At 40.5% G+C, this 18232-nt stretch carries 17 protein-coding genes; 1 reads left to right on the top strand and 16 read right to left on the bottom strand.

Annotated features, from left to right (window positions below; genetic code table 11):
- Positions 1-67: 67 nt before the first annotated feature.
- The 15 genes from ACSVI6_RS04585 to ACSVI6_RS04655 form a co-directional block, all read right to left on the bottom strand.
- A complete protein-coding gene (locus tag ACSVI6_RS04585) occupies positions 68-319 on the bottom strand; it encodes a KH domain-containing protein (RefSeq protein WP_491716298.1) in 252 nt (83 codons plus the stop codon).
- Between the two features lie 10 nt (positions 320-329).
- Complete coding sequence (gene rpsP, locus ACSVI6_RS04590) at positions 330-605, bottom strand: 30S ribosomal protein S16 (RefSeq protein ID WP_491716299.1); 276 nt, start codon at positions 603-605, stop codon at positions 330-332.
- A gap of 100 nt (positions 606-705) precedes the next feature.
- A complete protein-coding gene (locus tag ACSVI6_RS04595; protein ID WP_491719534.1) occupies positions 706-999 on the bottom strand; it encodes a hypothetical protein in 294 nt (97 codons plus the stop codon).
- Positions 1000-1015: 16 nt separating this feature from the next.
- Complete coding sequence (locus ACSVI6_RS04600) at positions 1016-2269, bottom strand: VWA-like domain-containing protein (RefSeq protein WP_491720546.1); 1254 nt, start codon at positions 2267-2269, stop codon at positions 1016-1018.
- 14 nt (positions 2270-2283) lie between these two features.
- Positions 2284-3426: an ATP-binding protein gene (locus tag ACSVI6_RS04605; protein WP_491720547.1), complete on the bottom strand. Its 1143-nt coding sequence runs from the start codon at positions 3424-3426 to the stop codon at positions 2284-2286.
- 59 nt (positions 3427-3485) lie between these two features.
- A complete protein-coding gene (gene ffh / locus ACSVI6_RS04610; RefSeq protein ID WP_491720548.1) occupies positions 3486-4943 on the bottom strand; it encodes a signal recognition particle protein in 1458 nt (485 codons plus the stop codon).
- 13 nt (positions 4944-4956) lie between these two features.
- Entirely contained in the window at positions 4957-5298 is a 342-nt protein-coding gene (locus ACSVI6_RS04615; protein WP_491716304.1) for a putative DNA-binding protein, read from the bottom strand.
- Between the two features lie 64 nt (positions 5299-5362).
- Positions 5363-6811, bottom strand: a complete 1449-nt coding sequence (gene ftsY, locus ACSVI6_RS04620; RefSeq protein ID WP_491720549.1) for a signal recognition particle-docking protein FtsY — start codon at positions 6809-6811, stop codon at positions 5363-5365.
- Positions 6812-6816: 5 nt separating this feature from the next.
- Positions 6817-10368: a chromosome segregation protein SMC gene (smc, locus tag ACSVI6_RS04625; RefSeq protein ID WP_491720550.1), complete on the bottom strand. Its 3552-nt coding sequence runs from the start codon at positions 10366-10368 to the stop codon at positions 6817-6819.
- 23 nt (positions 10369-10391) lie between these two features.
- Complete coding sequence (gene rnc / locus ACSVI6_RS04630) at positions 10392-11081, bottom strand: ribonuclease III (RefSeq protein WP_491716306.1); 690 nt, start codon at positions 11079-11081, stop codon at positions 10392-10394.
- Between the two features lie 80 nt (positions 11082-11161).
- A complete protein-coding gene (acpP, locus tag ACSVI6_RS04635) occupies positions 11162-11401 on the bottom strand; it encodes an acyl carrier protein (protein WP_491716307.1) in 240 nt (79 codons plus the stop codon).
- Positions 11402-11418: 17 nt separating this feature from the next.
- A complete protein-coding gene (gene plsX, locus ACSVI6_RS04640; protein WP_491716308.1) occupies positions 11419-12456 on the bottom strand; it encodes a phosphate acyltransferase PlsX in 1038 nt (345 codons plus the stop codon).
- Between the two features lie 10 nt (positions 12457-12466).
- Entirely contained in the window at positions 12467-14491 is a 2025-nt protein-coding gene (gene recG / locus ACSVI6_RS04645) for an ATP-dependent DNA helicase RecG (protein ID WP_491720949.1), read from the bottom strand.
- A 50-nt stretch (positions 14492-14541) separates the two neighbouring features.
- Complete coding sequence (locus ACSVI6_RS04650; RefSeq protein ID WP_491720551.1) at positions 14542-16221, bottom strand: DAK2 domain-containing protein; 1680 nt, start codon at positions 16219-16221, stop codon at positions 14542-14544.
- A gap of 34 nt (positions 16222-16255) precedes the next feature.
- On the bottom strand, positions 16256-16618 hold the full coding sequence (locus tag ACSVI6_RS04655) for an Asp23/Gls24 family envelope stress response protein (protein WP_491716310.1): 363 nt from the start codon (positions 16616-16618) through the stop codon (positions 16256-16258).
- A gap of 217 nt (positions 16619-16835) precedes the next feature.
- Here ACSVI6_RS04655 and rpmB point away from each other — a divergent pair, with 217 nt between their 5' ends.
- Complete coding sequence (gene rpmB, locus ACSVI6_RS04660) at positions 16836-17021, top strand: 50S ribosomal protein L28 (RefSeq protein WP_219054488.1); 186 nt, start codon at positions 16836-16838, stop codon at positions 17019-17021.
- Between the two features lie 504 nt (positions 17022-17525).
- Here the strand turns inward: rpmB and ACSVI6_RS04665 are convergent.
- Positions 17526-18122: a hypothetical protein gene (locus tag ACSVI6_RS04665; protein WP_491716311.1), complete on the bottom strand. Its 597-nt coding sequence runs from the start codon at positions 18120-18122 to the stop codon at positions 17526-17528.
- Positions 18123-18232 lie beyond the last annotated feature (110 nt).

An 18232-nucleotide genomic window follows, 5' to 3' on the forward strand; every position in this document is an offset into this window, starting at 1 on the left:
ATTACCTGCCTTCTATAATTGAACTAAAAAAACTCTTAAATAAAACCAGTGGTTTTATTTAAGAGCCTTATTTTTGACCATCTTCAATAATCAATCTAACCCGTTTATTACCATTAACACGGACACTGTAGACAATGGTCCGAATCGTCTGGGCAATGTGGCCCTTTTTACCGATGATTCTTCCCACGTCCTTAGGGTTGGTTTGTAAATGATATTCATAAAACCGGTCAGTCTCATTATGCTGAATAGTAATATCATCTGGATGTTCCACCAGAGGTTTAACGATTGTTTTAATTAACTTGTCAAAATTAGTCGTCATTACTAATCACTTATTTCTTAGTGGATTTTGATTCGTGGTATTTCTTCATGATACCTGCGTTTGATAATAAGTTCCGAACAGTATCTGAAGGTTGTGCTCCTTTACCTAACCAACTCAAGATATCGTCTTCTTCAAGCTTAACTTGTGATGGTTGAGTAAGTGGGTTATAAGTACCAACGATTTGGATGAAACGACCATCACGAGGACTTCTTGAGTCTGCGACAACGACACGGTAGAAAGGACGCTTCTTTGAACCCATTCTTCTTAAACGGATTTTAACTGACATTCAAACACCTCCTATATTTCTTTTAACAAATAATAATATATCAGTAATTCAACAAGATGTAAAGGCTTTTTTCTTTACACCACTGATTTTTTTCAACTCATCATTCGAAACGACCCAAAAGGCTTGCCTTAGCCGCTGAATCGATATAGCTATTATTACGCATAATAAAGGCTTGGACCGATTGATAATCGTTAAAGTCAACCTTAGCATCGATCAACTCTGTCGATAACAACTGCTTGGCAAGCCCAACGATCTCTGGTGTGATCTGATTAGGCATAAACGGGTTATCATCATCAACTAATTGCCATTGGTCGGTTAGCAAATAAAATGCACGTTTAATCTTTTGATCACCATTAAATAATGATTTTAATGTTGTTGGATCTAATAATTGCATTGAAACCCCTCCTCAACTATCGTTTTGAATCAATTGAAATCATTCGTCCTGGAAATGAATTTCGGAGCGAAAACTCATTTACTGGCGTGGTTAAAATCCACACGATATTGTTAAAGTCATGGACGTTGATCGACTTCTCCCCATTACCGTCTGTCATGATGATGGTTAAAGTATCATTAAACTTATTACGTTGTGAATTCATAAAATCAAATATCGCTTGAAAGCTCGTTCCACCGCCGCCATTTCGTTGATATTTAATCTGATGACCATTATTAGCATGGTAACTGGCTTTAAAATGAACTACCGAATCAAAACTATAAATGGTCACTAGGGCCGCTGTTTGGTTCAAAAATCGGCTAATTTCATTTAACAACCGACTAATTTCTTGGTCGCCCATCGAACCAGAATTATCGACAAAGATATTAATCCTTCTGATCGTATTGCTAATTTGACCAGCTAGTTCCATTCGGTATCCCTGGCGCCGATTAAAGCGGGCCCTTGAATCCTGCTTTTCAAATGGTAGCATCCCTAACCCCACTTGTAATAAATGGCGCCAATCTTTTATCTTAGGGGCCTTAGCGTCATGATCGATCGCTGCAACTACGTTTCCAGGCATGGTGCCACGTTGCTTAGTCGGTGTCTGTCGCCAAGCACGGTTGACCATTTGTTGCAACTGGCCTCGTTGTAAAGCCCGTTCTTGCTCATTGAATGCTTGCCAACCAGAATGGGCATCATATTTTTGGCGACGCTTTTGCATTAGCGCAGCTACTTGCCTTTGCGATGACTGCTGATTGCTAGGTTTAATTCGTGCTAATTGGGTCAAATAGTAATGCGAACCCATTTGATCGGGTAGATTCAATCCGAATTGAAAATTTACCTGTGCTAACAATCGATCATTAAGGTATTGATCAACGACGAGGTCGCACGCTAATTGATTCAACTGGTTCACCCGTGGATACATCAGGGGGTGGGCAAAGGTTAGGTGCAAAGCAATTTGCTTTAATACCAAGTCTAATTGATCAGCCGTGAAGTTGGCCTTGCAAAACCGATTGGGGTTGATCATAATAACAATTCGATCGACGGACCAAGTAATGCCGATGGCCCCCTGAAAAGCACCATCGAACCTCCTGGGGAGCTGTAATAATAATTCACCATAGTACCGCGTGGTTTTAAGGATTTGAATCAACTGCCCACTAATAATGAGATCGATCTGATTTTCTGCATCGTCTGCATTGTTTTGTAAGGCAGCTAAGCGATTGGCTACTTGCATTGCACTCACCCCCACTAAAGGTTATCAAAACCGACTTGCTCAATTTGTCGATACAATGCTTGATAACCGATTCGATCGGCCTTAGCCCCCTGATACAACTGCTCAATTTGCTCTGAATTATCGACCAATGCTAAGCAACAAGCATATTGACCATCTGGATTAACGTCTTCCATTAATCTAAGGAGCCGCTTCACAAAATCACTAGTTAGCTCTAAATGCCTTTGAATTGCTACCTTAAGGACATTCACCCGCGCTACTTGATCTAAATTAATAAACTGCTGAAGCGCGGCTGGCAATTCAATTTCAAACAACTGATCAGCGATAACGCTTCGATCGCTTTGGCTTAAAAATTCATGAAGTGCTACGGCAGCCTGATTACCAATATCACCAGCAAAAATATCTAGTTGAATTAACTGCCTTTGTTCAACGGGCAGTTTCAATAGCTCAAAGTAATTATTAGACAGACGCTCCCATGCTCTGGGCGTTGGAAAAAGATCATCCCCACTGATTTTAGTACTGAGCATCGTCGGATGTTGTTTTAAATAACTAATAATCAGTGGGTGGATGTGCGCATCTGATTGCGCCCAATTTAGCCAATCGTTAATATCGGTTTTCATTACCAGGCGAACGGTCCGATCCTTGATGGCATCGTCACCACCGAATACTTGATATTCACTATCTGAAAAACCACTCATGGTTGCATCTGGATTTTCAGCAATGATAATGTGGACTTGATCAGGCAGGCGTAAACTATTGATCGAGCGTTGCAACACCAAGTTCATCAATTCACTTTGAACGCCTTGGCTACCCCGATTGAATTCATCTAAGAACCAATAGATGGGCTGTGTGGGGTGCTTTTCCGCAAATTGGATGATCTCGATCAACTGGTGAGCATAACCGAATTGAACGTCAGCTAATTTTCCGTAAGCTTGCGTCTCAATAAATGAATCACTGGTCAGCGGTGGGACTGGGATCGCTAGGTCACCCTTTTCAGATAAACTGACAACGGTCGTAAATAATCGAGCACCATTTTGGCTTGCTAAATCAGCCACCAATGCTGATTTACCAATTCCAGCTTCACCGACAATGTTCGGGACGTTCCCCGCCTTGATCACTACATTAGCAGCCATTAATACTTGTTGGTAGTTTAAAGCCATTTTAAGTCCCTCCCAAATTAAAAAGCCATTCCACAGGTAAGCGGTAATGACTTTTTAAATTACTTTTTCCGCTTCTTATTGCGGCGTTTCTTGTTCTTTTTAATTTTACGTGCCATTCGTTTCATAGCAAGGTTAGACAGTTTGCCACCGATGCCGCCACCCATCCCGGGCGTATTGCCACCAAGGCCTTGCATCATGTTTTCCATCCCGGACATGTTGCCGTTCGACATCTTATTCATCATTTTCTTCATCGAATTGAACTGCTTGATCATGCGGTTAACCTCTTGAATCGGTCTCCCTGACCCCCTTGCAATTCTTCTACGTCTGGATGGATTCAACAAATCTGGATCTTCACGTTCCTTAGCAGTCATTGAATAAATCACCGCTTCAATGTGTGCAATATCCTTTGGATCCATATTAACGTTCTTTAAAGCTGGGTTATTCGCCATCCCTGGAATCATCTTCATGATGTCTTCTAGGGGCCCCATCTTTTGAATCTGCTTCATCTGATCCAAGAAGTCGTTAAAGTCAAAGGTGTTCTCACGCATCTTTTCAGCCATCTCTTCGGCTTGCTTTTGATCATAATCCTTTTGGGTCTTTTCGATCAACGAAAGGATATCACCCATCCCAAGAATCCGTGAAGCCATTCGATCAGGGTGGAAAACATCTAGATCGGTTAGCTTTTCACCCTGTCCAACGAATTTAATCGGTTTGTCGGTCACGGCCCGAATGGACAATGCAGCTCCACCACGGGTATCACCATCTAACTTCGTCAATACGACCCCGGTCACGTCTAATGCATCATTAAAACCTTCGGCAGTTTCAACAGCGTTTTGACCAGTCATCGCATCTACCACTAATAGAATTTCATCGGGATGCACCATTTCCTTGATGTCCTTTAACTCATCCATTAGTTTTTCATCGATCTGCAAGCGACCAGCGGTATCAATAATCACATAGTCATTATGATTTTCCTTGGCCTGTGCCATTCCCTTTTCAACAATTTCACGCGGATCAACATCGGTCCCCATTGCAAAGACTGGCACGTCAACTTGTTGACCGACCTGTTGTAATTGATCAATGGCAGCTGGTCGATATATATCAGCTGCAATCATTAACGGACGGGCTTTTTGTTCATCCTTTAATTTAAGGGCCAACTTACCGGCTGTCGTCGTTTTCCCGGCCCCTTGCAAACCAGCCATCATGATCACGGTCGGTATTTTATCAGATTTATTAAGGGGAACTGCCGTCTCACCCATCATCTTCGTTAATTCTTCATCAACGATTTTAACGATCTGTTGAGCGGGGTTCAATCCCTTTAAAACATCCGCACCCTTAGCACGTGCTTGGACTTTTTTAACGAATGACCGAACCACGCCAAAATTAACATCGGCTTCTAATAGCGCCAATCTAATTTCACGCATGGTTGCTCTTAAGTCAGATTCGCTAACTTTACCCTTGCCCCGTAAATTTCGCATGGCTTTTTGGAGTCGTTCAGTTAAACCTTCAAATGCCATTATTTCACCACTTTCATTCTTCTTCTATTTTTTCTAAATCAGCTACTAATCCCACTAACTTTGCATCGGCAGCATAATTAACCTTAACGTAATCCCTAATGCGATCAGTCTTCTGGTTGCGCGACACAAAATCACGATAAAGGTGGAGTTGAGATTCATACTTTTCAAGAATCAATTCAGTCCGCCTGATGTTATCGTAAACTGCTTGGCGGCTAATTGAAAACTCTTCTGAAATCTCTCCCAATGAATAGTCATCAACATAGTAGCGTTGCATATAGCTATTCTGCTTATTCGTCAGTAATGGTTCATAAAACGATAATAACGAATTAATTCGGTAATTCTTCGATAATTCCAAAGCGATGCCCCCAGTTAAGATTCCTTTAGCTTATAGAATACATAATCTAACGACGTTCCGTCAATTATTTTAATAACCCCTTGAACAATCCATAAACAAAGTCACTAGCGTTGAATGGTTGCAAGTCACCAACTTGTTCACCTAATCCGACGTACTTGACTGGAATATGCAACTCGTTTCTAATTGCTAACACAATTCCACCCTTAGCGGTTCCATCTAGTTTCGTCAACGTGATTCCGGTTACATCGGTCACCTGCTTAAACAACTTGGCCTGATTCAATGCATTTTGACCGGTCGTAGAATCCAATACTAACATTACTTCATGGGGCGCCATTGGGATTTCACGGGTCAAGATCTTCTTCATCTTGGAAAGCTCATTCATCAAATTAACTTTATTTTGTAACCGTCCAGCTGTATCAACGAATAAAACATCGTATTGCCCCTTCTTGGCTTTTTGGACCGCATCGAAGACGACTGAGGCGGGATCACTTTTTTCAGGTTTCTTAACAATGTCAACTTCATCACGCTTGGCCCAAACGTCTAGTTGCTGAATCGCACCGGCTCTAAATGTATCAGCAGCAGCCAACAAGACCTTCTTGCCTTGGTCATGATACAGCTTTGCCATCTTACCAATGGTGGTGGTTTTACCCACTCCGTTGACCCCCACGAATAAAATCACGGTCGGTCCCTCTTTAGCAAAGTTGATCTGATTGGTCTCACCATTGCCATTTTGGTCGTATAGTTCGATCAACTTTTGAATTACGACGTTTTGAACTTCATTTCTGGACTTAACGTTTTTTAACTTCACTTCATCCCTAAGTTCATCAGTCAAATTGACCGCCATATCAAAACCAACATCGGATTCAATCAAAGTATCTTCCAGGTCTTCAAAAAATTCTTCATCCACGGACCTAAAGTTAGCGAAGAGCTTATTCAAGCGTTGCCCAAATGATGAACGCGACTTGGCAAGCCCATGTTCATACTTAGTGGCTTCTTCTTGCGGTTCAGTTTCTGGTTCTTGTGATTCTTCTGGTTCTTCTGGTTCTTCTGGTTCTTCTGGTTCTTCTGGTTCAACATGTTCTTCATCAGCCGCAGTTGCTGATTGCGCCGAATCTTCACTTGATTGTGAAGAAGATTCAAGGTCTTGAAGTGAAGAATTTGATTCAACAGATTCATTTTCAGAACTAGTTGAACTTGCTTTAGCACTTGGCTCAATTGATTGCGTTGATTCGACAGATTTAACTTCTCCGCTAGCAGAAGAATCTACCGCTTCTTCACTGCTAGTAACGGGTTCGGTACTTGTTGAAGACTCAGATTCACTAACTGCATCTGAACTGGTTGCGATTGCTTGTGAGGAGTCACTACTCTGCTCACTACTGGTCTGACTGGCTGAACTAGCGCTACTAGATTCAACACTAACCGAAGATTGAGCATTTTTGAATTCCCCTTGATCTGCTTCAGATTGTTGATCTTTCTTTTTATTGCGACGTTTAAAAATATCAAATAATCCCATTTATATCATCCCTTCGTTGCTTGCGCGTTTTTTAAATCGACCGTCAAGACCTTAGAAATGCCAGAGTCTTGCATCGTGACCCCATATAAATTATCAGCATAAACCATCGTTTCCTTCCGATGCGTAATCACGATAAATTGAGTCTGATCCCTTAGCCTTTGGATGTAGCGTGCAAACCGATCCACGTTAGCAGGATCTAGTGCTGATTCAGCTTCGTCCAAAATTACAAATGGCACTGGTTGCAGCTTTAAAATCGAAAACAACAGTGCGATTGCGGTTAATGAACGTTCACCACCCGAAAGCAATAACATGCTTCTAAAGCGCTTTCCAGGTGGTTGGACCATAATCTCAATCCCAGTAGTTAAAAGATGGTGCGGATCAGTCAGTTTCAGCTTAGCATCCCCGCCACCAAAAATTTCCTTAAAGGTGGTGCGAAATGCTGATTGTAATTGATCAAAAGTCGTTTTGAACCGTTGCTTAACGGTGGCATCCATCTGGTTCATCGTCGATTCTAATTGGCGTTTCGATTGAATCAAATCATCAGCCTGTTGTTTTAAAAATTGATAGCGTTCATTCACCTCATCAAATTGCGTGATTGAATTTATATTGACTGGCCCTAAGGCTTCGATTTGTGTTTGAAGCTTCGTCATGCGTTGGTTAATTGCTTTTAAATCCTCATTAACGGTGCAATCAACTAACTGTTGCAAAGTCAGTCCATATTTTTGGCTGGCGAGCGTCCGCACTGATTTTAACTGAGCGGTCGTTGTCTGGATCCGTTGTTTTAAATGCTCAACGGTAGATTGGGTCTGCAACAATGCATCTTGTTTTTGAGTAATTTGCTCATCAATCGGTGCAAGTACTTGCTTTAGTTTGGTTATTGACTGCTTTGTATCTGCAATCTGCTGTTTTAAATCAGCTTGATTTTGCTTAACAACGCCAATCTTATTATTTAAAGCAGCACTAGTCAATTGACCATTAATTTGTTCATTTAAATGCTCGATCGTTTGGTTCAACTTAATCTGTTGGCTTTGGTTAGTTGCTAATTGGGCATTCAAATCGGTGATCTTTTGTTCAACGTGCCGTGCCTCTGACTGAGCCAATAGTAGTTGTTCTCTTTTGGTTTGCTCATCTTTTAGCGCTGATTGGTGTTGTTGTTCTAAGTCCTGCTTTGCTTGATTTGCCCGTTTTACAGCGGATTGGTTTTCTGAAATGCGTTTGTTAACCGCTGCTAGTTCATCTTTAAAATCCACATCGGCAGCTTGCGCAAAATTAGCGCTTAACGTTTGTAAATTAACGCGTTGACTAGCAGCCTCGCGTTGCTTATTTTCAATTGTCGTTTGCAGCTGTTGCACCTGTCCGCTCAACATTTGAACATCCTGTTTAAGCGCTAGTTGATTTTGTTGATCTAAATCATTTTGCTGTTGAGCTTGTTTTAAATCAGCTTGACTGGTTTTAACTGATTGCTCTAAAGAAGTTAGCTTTTGTTTCGATTCCTGAACAGCTTGATTTAATTGATGCAACTTTTCCTTTTGAACTAACATCCCAGTGAACCGTTTTTGGTTCGCCCCACCGGTGATTGATCCTCCTGCATTAACAACCTGGCCATCTAAGCTAACCACCCGAAACCGATGATTGACCGCAGTCCCGATTTTTATCGCTGCCGCTAGGTCTACTGCCACCAAAACATTTCCTAACAAATAATCACGCACTAATTGATACTGATTAGGCATTTGGACCAACTGATTTCCAACGGCAACAAAGCCTTCGATCCGTTTCGCTTGCTTTAAAATGGCTGGCGGGACGGAATGATTAGTCAAGCTGTTAATTGGCAATAACGTGATGCGCCCCAGTTTATGAACCGTCATGAACTGAATCGCTTCTCGACCACTTTGATTATCCGTTACCATTATTTGTTGCAGCCGACTGCCCAATGCAGTTTCAATTGCATTCACGTAGTCACTTTCAACATCTAAAAAGTCAGCAACGGAGCCAATAATGCCGTCCAACTCATCGCGATGGTTCAACAAATTACGGCTGCCCTGAAGATAGCCGCCATGTTGATTTTGAAACTCAACCAATCCATCCCGATTAGCCTTGAGTTCTTGACTTTTTTGCAACGCTCGATACCAATCACTTTGGTTATGATCAGCCGATTGACGCAACCTTTGCACTTGTGAGTTATTACTAGCAATTCGATCATTAATCTTATGCAAGGCAGATTGTTTGGTGTCCAAGGCATCTTTTAGCTGTTGGAGCTGTCCTTTGAGCTTCTCGACTGCAGCTTGATTATCAGTAATCCTTGCGTTGATCGCTGTTTGCTGGCGATGAAATTGTTCGCTATCCTTGCTGGCATAGTTCAAACGGTTCTTAAGATCACTTGACCGTTGCAATAATTCTAAATATTGATCTCTAAACGATGTCAATTGCTCGTTAACGGTCGTTAGCTTGGCGGCTAGTTGTTTTACCCGTGAAGCCTTTAATTGAGCTTGATGTTGTTCAATGATGTTTTGTTGGGTCGTTTGAGTCTCGTTCGCTGTGATGACTTGATTTTCAATTTCTGAATACTGTGATACGAGGTGTTCTAAGTCAGCCTTAGCATTGGTTAACTGCTCCGTTTTAAAGGTTGATTGCTGGGAAGCTAACTTAATTTGACTGTTATATTGCTCCATTTGACTAGTCGCTTTGAGCAGCTTTGATTGTGATTTTTCTTGAGCAATCGTCAGTTCGTCTAGTTGGTCTTGGGTGCCTTGCTTTTGTTGTCTCAAACTGTCAATTGCTTGATTTAAAGCCTTTACCCGCTCGTCTGCTTCTTGGTACGCTTTTTCATTTGCCGTGTAATCAGCCACGAATCGTTGTGCATTGCCAGCTAATTGCTTTTGGTGCCACTGACCAAGCGATGCTTGTAATCGTTGGTACTCACTTGCCGCTTTACTCTGGGTCCGTAACGTTTGGACCTGTGATTCTAACTCTAAAATAATATCATTGACCCGACTCAAATTATCATTGGTCTCGCCCAATCGATGATCGGCTAACTGTTTGCGCTGGCGATACTTATAAATCCCAGCGGTCGTTTCAATGAGATTACGCCGCTCTTCTGGCTTACTATTGAAGATGGCCTCGACGTTTCCCTGTGAAATGATCGAAAAAGAACCAATCCCGACCCCAGTGTCCATCAATAAATTATTAATGTCCCTTAGCCGACACTCCTTTTGATTTAAATAATAAATGCTATCACCATTACGAAATAATTTTCTAGTTACTGTTACTTCAGTATAATTCGTATTTAAATAGTGATCGGAGTTATCAAAAGTTAGGGTTACTTCAGCACGGTTCAACGCCCGATGACTCTTAGAACCAGAAAAGATCACGTCTGTCATTTTAGTACTACGTAAATGTTTAGCAGATTGTTCACCTAAGACCCACCGAATTGCTTCGATCACGTTACTTTTACCGCTCCCGTTCGGTCCAACGATTGCTGTTAAACCGCTTTGAAAGTCAATCGTTGTCTTTTCAGCAAATGATTTAAAACCAACTAATTGCATTGATTTTAGTTTCAAAATAATACCCCATTCTATAAAGATTAATTAAAGTGCTTGAGCGCCTGCTTAGCAGCTCCTTGTTCCGCATTCTTTTTGGAATGGCCACTACCGATTCCATATTCCTTCCCATCAATGGTAACGGAAACCTTAAAACGACGGTGATTTTCGGGACCATTTTCATCTAATAAGTGGTATTCGATCGCCACTGGCCCGTTGACCTGTGCTTTTTCTTGTAGTTCGGTCTTATGATCAAAAAATTCATCAAACCAACCTGCGTCCAGTTTTGGGAAAATGACCTTATGACAGAACCGAACTACCGGTTCCATCCCCTGATCTAAGTACACTGCCCCAATAAATGATTCAAAAATATCACAAAGTAATGAGTCGCGGTTCCGCGCGTTCGCCTTTTCTTCACCGTGCCCCAATCGAATGTACTTATCAAAATGACATTCACGAGCAAAGCTACTAAAACTTTGTTCATTTACCATCGCTGCTCTTAAACGGGTTAATTGGCCTTGAGGTAAATTGGGATACCGTTTAAAAATATATTCAGAAACCACTAGTTCATAAACAGCATCCCCAAGAAACTCAATTCGTTCGTAAAATTTTAAATGATGGCCAGGGTGTTCATTTACATATGAAGCTTGTGTAAATGCTTCATCCAGCAGCGTTTCGTTATTAAATTTAATTCCATAGTTATCCGCTAATTCTTTATCAAAGACTGCATCCATTTTTAATTTCACTCCTAATATTAATTCAAGAAAAAGCGATTACCAAAAGTAATCGCCCCCTTTAAATGTATTCTAATGTTTTAAGAATGACTAACGATATAATCAACGGCTTCATCGACCGTATTTAATTTTTCAGCATCGTCATCATCGATACTAGCGCCAAATTCACTCTCTAAGTTCAAAACAAATTCAACAAAATCAATCGAATCAGCATCCAAATCATTTTTAAAGTTCAAAGAACCAGTAACCTTACTGCGATCAAATTCAAATTGATCAGCAATCATATCAGCTACTTTATTAAAAACTTCATCTTTTGTCATTGTTATCCCTCACCAATTTAGTTATTCTTTGCTTCTTGCTTAATTGCCTTCATTGCATCAGCATGGGCGCTAAAGTAATCAACAATCTGACCGACCGTATTGGATTCGACCATGGTATGAATTTGTCCTAAAGTATTCCGTACGGTAGTCGCCTTACTACTGCCGTGCATTTTTACGACTGGCGCCTTGACCCCGATCAAAACCGCACCGCCATACTTAGAATAATCCAACTTCGTATTGATTTGCTTAAAAGTATCCTTAAGGAAATAAGCACCCAGCTTATCCTTTAAACCACCATTCATTATACTACTTTTGATCAAATTTAGCATCGTCAATGCAGTTCCTTCGGTACTCTTCAAAGCAGCGTTCCCAGTAAAACCATCCGTGACAACAACGTCAGCAGCCCCGTTCAATAATTCACGGGATTCAACGTTACCAATAAAATTAAGATCGTGGTTGGCAGCCAGGAGTTCGTGGACGGCCTTGTGCAACTTGTCACCCTTATCGGCTTCGGTCCCGTTGTTCAAAAGCCCCACCCGTGGGTTTTTAATTCCTAAGACGGCATCAGCATAGTAACTTCCCATAAATGCGTATTGGTATAGATGGAATGCCCGTGAATCAGCATTCGCCCCCACGTCCAGCATTACAAACTTATCATTTGGCCCCTCGACCATCGGTAACGTTGTAGTCAATGCGGGCCGTTCGATTCCCTTGATTCGACCAACGATGAACAAACCAGCAGCTAGTAATGCACCAGTGTTACCACCCGACAAAAATGCATCAGCTTGCCCATTATGAACGGCTTGTGCGGCTTGGACCATACTCGAATCCTTTTTATTCTTGATCGCTTTAACGGGTTCTTCACCCATTTCAATCACCTGGTCAGTATGGATTAGTGTAATCCGTTCATTATTTGCTACTAATGGCTCGACCTGGTCTTTAGGACCGTATAATTGGAATTCCATATCTGGATAAAGGTCACGAGCCATTTCAACCCCCTTTACAACTTCAGTAGGTGCATAATCGCCACCCATTGCATCAACAGCAATTTTCATCATATCTCTCCTAATCTAACGAATCATTCAGCGATTCATCATTTAAATATTTAACTAACGGTAAATTATCAGTCTGAACGGTCCATTCGGGATCGCTGACGATATTTTTAGCTTCCATTTGTGCATATGAAAGCATTACTAAGTCGGCTACTGGATCTCCGACCTTAAATTGCACCTGTCCCGATTGCTGGCGACCCATGACATCTCCTGAACCACGCAACTCTAAGTCCTTTTGAGCAACGATAAAACCATTCGTGGTGTCGACCATGACTGCCATTCGTTTTTTACCAACTTCATTTTTAGGATCGGCAACCAAAATACAATAGGATTGTTTGTCGCCACGACCGACACGCCCCCTTAATTGATGCAATTGGGCTAACCCAAAGTGATCGGCATTAAAAATAAGCATCAATGAAGCATTTGGAACGTCAACCCCGACTTCGATCACGGTCGTTGAAACCAGGATTTGTAATGCTTGTTTTTTAAAGGCATCCATAATGGCGTTTTTCTCTTCATCCTTCATCCGACCGTGCAACAAGCCGATCTTAAATCCTGGTAAGTAATTTTCCAGCATTTCAAAAATCGACTCAGTACTTTGCATGTCAGACTTTTCAGATTCTTCAATTAACGGTGCGATTACGTACATTTGCGCATGTTGATTTAAGCGTTCCAAGATGAAAGGCAGTGCATTGGTGAACTGGTTACTAGTGATCCAATAGGTAATAATCGGCTTTCTGCCAGCCGGCAGCTCGTCGATTACTGAAACATCCATTTCTCCATAAGCAGTCAGGGTCATCGTTCGGGGAATCGGGGTCGCAGTCATTGTCAAAACGTTAGGCGCATCCCCCTTTTTCCGAAGTGCTCCTCTTTGATTAACCCCAAAGCGGTGCTGCTCATCAATGATCGCTAACCCCAGGTTTTTAAATTCAACGTCAGATTGAATTAAAGCGTGCGTCCCGATCACAAGATCCACTTCCCCACTCTTTATGCGGGGAAGGATTTCCCTTCTAACCGCTGGTTTAGTATCACCTGTCAACAATACAATCGAAAGGGGGAAATCAGCAAAAATGCGGGATAGACCATTAGCATGTTGTTCCGCTAAGATTTCAGTTGGGACCATCAAAGCACTTTGGTACCCTGCAGTAGCCGCAGCATAGATCGCAATCGCTGCAACGATCGTTTTACCACTACCCACATCCCCCTGTAGCAATCGATTCATTTGGGAATGATTGTTCAAGTTCGCAAGAATTTCATTAACCACCCTTGACTGCGCTCCCGTTAATTCAAATGGCAGGTGCTCAATGAACGCATCAACGGCTTTCCGATCGTAATTAATGTTAACCCCTGTAAAATCATTATCACGCAATCGTAATAACTGCATCCGCATTTGAAAAATAAAAAATTCTTCAAACTTAGCGGTGCGCAACGCTAGCTTAGAGTCTTCTAGCGTCGCTGGAAAATGCATATCATGGATTACCTGGCGATGTGATTCTAGTTGGTAGCGTTCACGCAAAGATGATGGCAGTATTTCTTCTATTTGATCTTGATATTGATCGTAGGTCTCTTGAATTAAACTTTTTAGGGTCGATTGCTTGATCGTTTTATTTACAGAGTAAATTGGCTCCATCTTATTGGTCGTGGTACTAATAATTCGCATTCCCACCATCGATAATTTTTGCAGGTCTAAACGCCCGAAAATAACAATCGGCTGATTGGTGGTGATTTGCTTTTTCAACCATGGTTGATTGAAAAAATGGACCCGAATCGCATTATTTTCAACTTGCATTAAAAAGGTCAACCGCGTCCGCCTATAACCATATCTGAATATCTGCGGTTGATCTAAGACCAGCCCCCGCAGTGTAACTTGTGATTGTGGCGGAATTTCAGATAATGATTGAACATTGAAATTATCATAACGAAACGGAAAATAATTCAAAACATCATTGATCGTTTTAATGCCTAAACTATTCAATACCTGTTGTTTTTTAGGACCAACTCCGTCCAAATTGATAACTGCGTCATTCAAATTAGTAATTTCAACCACCTCCGAATAAAAAAATCGGAAATAATTCCGATTAATTACCTTTATTCAACAGAAACTAAAAATGGATAGATCGGTTGATCACCCTCATGGATTTCAACTTCTAGGTCTTCATCCATTTTCATAATCTTATCCTTTAACTTTTGAGCTTCACGTTCATTCGCACCATTTCCGTAAATAATGGTGATTGCTTCACTATCTTCATCTAACATTGCTTTTACCATTTGGGTCGCAGCATCGATCATATTCGAACTAGTAACGGTAATTTTACCGTCTACAATGCCCATGTATTGATTCTTTTTAATATGGACCTGATCCAATTCGGTGTCTCGAACTGCTTGGGTAACTTCACCACTTTTGACAAACTCTAAATTAGCTTCCATGGCTGATTTTACCTTTTCTAAATCGGCTGATGGATCATATTCCAACATCGCAGTCATCCCCTGCGGAACCGTCTTCGTATGAACGATAACGGTCGGCACGTTAGCAACCTTAGCTGCCTGTTCGGCTGCCAAAAAGATATTGCTGTTATTAGGTAGAATCACCGCACGCTGTGCATGTGAATTATTGATCGCATCAACGATATCTTGAGTACTAGGGTTCATTGTTTGCCCCCCGTTGATCAAGTCGGTAACGCCCAAACTATTAAAGAGCGTGCCAATCCCCTGCCCACTGGAAACGGCAATGACCGCCGTATCATTTGGACGGTCGATTTCATCCTTAGTGGGTTCATCGTCAGCATCATTATTGATGATATCTTCTTGTTGAAGGCGCATGTTATCAACCTTCACCGTTGCTAAATCACCAAATTGTTGCCCCCAAGCTAGGACTTTTCCAGGGTGTTCGGTATGAACATGGACCTTAACGATCTCATCATCGTTAATTACTAATAAGGAATCGCCCAGCTTAGCCAGGTAATCATGGAATGGTTGGTATTCAAATTTTTGATCAACTTGCTTACCATGCCCAATTCTGACCATTATCTGGGTACAATAACCATATTTAATATCAGCAGGATCGATTTCACCCTGCACACTCTTGTGATGCTTAGCATCAATCATTTCAGCCACATCTGCATCAGTAGGATCGTTTTTGGCAACGGATACTTCCCGACCGTTCAATGAATCAGCGAACGCCCTAAGTACAAATGCTAGTCCCTGGCCACCAGAATCGACCACGCCGACCTGCTTTAGGACTGGTAATAAATCGGTAGTCGTCTTCAATGCAGCATCGGCTGCATCACTAACCACATCCATGAGTTCAGCAACATCCATGGAGGAATAGACTTCCCGACTTTTTTCGGCTGCCCCATGAATGACCGTTAAAATGGTCCCCTCGGTTGGTTTCATTACAGAACGATACGCAGTTTTAGTAGCTTCGACTAGCGCATCGTTCAAATCCTTAGCATCCAAGGTTGGCTTTTTGTTAACCGATTTAGCAAATCCGCGGAAAATTTGTGATAAGATCACTCCAGAATTCCCCCGTGCACCCATTAAGAGTCCCTTTGCTAATGATTCGGCTAGCTCACCAACGGAATTACTATTCGAATTGGCAACGTATTGCGCACCACTAGCTAATGATAAATTCATATTCGTTCCAGTATCGCCATCTGGCACTGGAAACACATTTAAAGAGTTAATAAAATCAGCATTGTTTTTAAGCGTTGCTGCGGCCGCTTGAATCATCTTTCTGAATTGATGACTGTCAATTTCCGTTACTATCAATTGATATCCCCCTAGACAAGAGGTAAGTTTAGATTTAATCGTTTAAAACTTGAACCCCTTGGACTATCACATTAACTGCGTTGGCAGTAATGCCAAGCATGGTTTCCAAATTATATTTTACTTTTGATTGAACATTACGACATACTTCAGAGATCTTAGTCCCATAGCTAACAATGATGTTTACTTCAATCGCAATCCCATTCACTTCTTGTTTAACGACTACTCCCTTTGAGTAGTTTTCATTTCTTAAAATACTATTGACATTATCACGGAGTTGCTTTTTGCTAGCCATTCCTACGACTCCATAATTATCAGTAGTTGCACTACCAACCACTGAAGCAATTACTTCACTGCTGATATCAACAATTCCATACTTTGTCTTAATTTTAACGGCCAATCCAATAGCCTCCTTAAAAGATTCGAAATACACTATAAACAATTACTAATATTACCACAAGAACTGCACAATCAAAAGAGTTGAACCCGAATTTGACTTATGAAGCTGTCAAGTAAAAATACTTGAAAGAAAAGTATTGCAAAAAGACTGATAATATGCTAAATTATTGTAGTGTATTAAAACAAAGAATAAAAAATAAATGTAAGGAGGCATTATCATGGCTAAAGACTTTATCAGCGGTAAGAGAACCCATTTCGGTAACAAGCGTTCTCACGCCTTAAATTCTTCACGTCGTAGCTGGAAGCCAAATTTGCAAAAAGTTCGGATTTTAGTTGATGGCAAACCTAAAAAAGTTTGGGTTAGTGCCCGTACCTTAAAATCAGGTAAGGTTACTCGTGTCTAATGACTTTAAATAAAAAAGTATTATTCTAACCCTAATAGGTTGGAATAATACTTTTTACTAGGATATCAATCCCAAATATTAATTTGGTGATTGGTATCCTAGTTTTTTTAATAATATATTATTATTGTAATCCTTAATCCATGTTTTCATCGCATTGATTAAGGATTTTTGGTATCATAATGCGTGTTCATCATTTCAATTTTCATGATATGAAAAAATGATTCCATTTGAGTATCAATTAAATATGTTCCCTTAAGGGACATGGAATGAATAGCTTCCAACTATCATTCCGATATTGAATTCCTTGATCAATATGCACAATTGAATGCTTAACAATGTTCTGGATGCTTTTTAATGCCTGGTTCAACGGATTGATAATTTACAAATGCTTTGGCGTAAATGTAATCGAGAAAAATCAAATAAATAAAGTAACGATACAAAAAGTTACAAATGTATCGTTACTTTACATAAGATTTATTATCTGAAGCATGGAAAAGAAAAAACTTAATCCAATATTTGGTTTTCGTAGCATTCTTCCATATAATCACCAACGGCAAAACCTAAGTCATGTAATTTACTCGTTATTTCAATAGGACTTCCGACTGGAATTAAAATATCTTTTTTATTTCCAAACTCAATAGATGTAGATTCGCTGTATTCGTGTATTCCATCTACTATACGGCCAGCATAAAAATCAAAGTCCATACCAGAAACAGATGAATCATTTAGTGCTTCAAAAATATAACCACCATCTGTTAAAATTGGTGCAAGTAAGCCCTTTGAATTTAAATTTTCTGTGTCAATTGGTATCAATGATATTTCGGGATTTAAACCAAGTCCTTTAAATTCAGTTGACACATTTATTTTAAATGAGTATTCATGTTCGTTGACTTGGTTATATTCTATTAAATCTGAATAATTTATATCAGTGCTTATTTGATCGTTTTCGTGATTTGTTTCGTTATATATCGTTAAATCTTCTATGGCTAATTTCTTTAAAAATTCTGGATCAAAATAATTTAAATTGAAACCTTTCATTATAGAGACATTGTGTCTCTTGATAATATTTTTAACGGTTGAAGCATCGAAATTTAATAACATTTTATTTTACAACCCCTCTTTATTAATTTAGCACCACACTAACGAACTTAATAATATCATGTTTTCATTAGTGCATAAACGATTAAGTGTTTCACATTAAAAGAACAGGA

It is taken from the genome of Nicoliella sp. ESL1106, assembly GCF_058509965.1.